The sequence below is a fragment of the Acinetobacter sp. genome, assembly GCF_036659555.1.
Lineage (GTDB): Bacteria > Pseudomonadota > Gammaproteobacteria > Pseudomonadales > Moraxellaceae > Acinetobacter.
Genome location: NZ_JAVXCI010000183.1, coordinates 1 through 1,232 on the forward strand (window position 1 = coordinate 1; position 1,232 = coordinate 1,232).

The 1,232-nt window shown below is 52.0% G+C and carries 1 protein-coding gene and 1 pseudogene; both read left to right on the forward strand.

Annotated elements, in window-relative coordinates; translation table 11 throughout:
- On the forward strand, positions 1–880 hold an 880-nt coding region (locus RSA72_RS14550; RefSeq protein ID WP_332633445.1), incomplete at its 5' end, for an acetyl-CoA carboxylase biotin carboxyl carrier protein subunit.
- A pseudogene (locus RSA72_RS14555) lies at positions 877–1,232 on the forward strand (hydroxymethylglutaryl-CoA lyase); the annotation flags it as partial. The gene RSA72_RS14550 and the pseudogene RSA72_RS14555, both read left to right, overlap by 4 nt.

The window sequence follows — 1,232 nt, forward strand, 5'->3', positions numbered from 1 at the left end:
CGGCATTGTTGAAGGCGATGAAATCAGCACCTATTATGACCCGATGATCGCCAAGCTGATTGTCTGGGGCGAAAACCGCGAAGCCGCGCTGGTGCAGATGCACCATGCCCTCGGCCAGTTCCATGTCGAAGGCCTGGGCAACAACATTGCCTTTCTTGACCGCATTGTGCGCTGTGATTCCTTTAAACAGGCGCAATTAGACACCAACCTGATTCAGCGTGAAGACGCCTTTTTATTTCCGGCTGCCGGCAGCGCTGCGCCAAAACTGGTGATCACCGCTGCCTTGACTGAACTGCTTTCGCGCTTCAGCCAAAATAAAACTGCCTGCAATCCGGTCTGGCAGGCTGAATCGCTGTGGCGCGCCAATATCAGCAGCAGCTATTGCCTGAAGCTGATGCAGGGTGAACAGCCTGTTCAGGTGCGCTTCACAGCTGAAAATGATGCCTTTATTGCCGAATATCAAGGCCATAAATACCGCATTTCCGGAGAAATCCTCAGCAGGAACAGCATTCAAATCAAGATGGACGGCAAGCAGGATAAATTCGCCTTTAGCCGAAATAGTCAGGGCCTAACGCTGTTTAAAGACAGCCAAAGCTATAAGTTTGACTATATGAGCCAGAATTTCTCCGCCGATGACGCGCACAGCGCCGAAGCGAATTTAAAATCGCCGATGCCGGGGGTGATTACTCAGGTTCTGGTGGCTTTAAATGAACAGGTGAAAAAAGACGATGTGCTGATGACCATTGAAGCCATGAAAATAGAATACGCCATCCGCGCGCCGGATGACGGCATGATCAGCTCTTGGTATTTTCAGGTCGGCGATCAGGTCAAAGCCGGCGATGAGCTGGTGGAATTCCAGCCTTTGGAGCAGGTTGCATGAGTGAATTTGTCAAAATCGTGGAAGTCGGCCCGCGCGACGGGCTGCAGAACGAAAAGACCCCGCTGACGCTGCAGCAGCGCAAAGCGCTGATTTTAGACTTGATGAAAACCGGGCTGAAGTCGATTGAAGCCGGCTCCTGCGTTTCTGCAAAGTGGGTGCCGCAAATGGCGGACAGCGATGCGCTGTTTGCCCAATTGCCCAAAGATCCGGATATCCAGTTCAGCCTGCTGACTCCGAATTTAAAAGGCTTTGAAGCTGCGCGCGCCGCAGGCTGTCAGGAAGTTGCGGTCTTTACCGCAGCTTCTGAAAGCTTTACCCGGAAAAACATCAACTGCTCGATTGATGAAAGCTT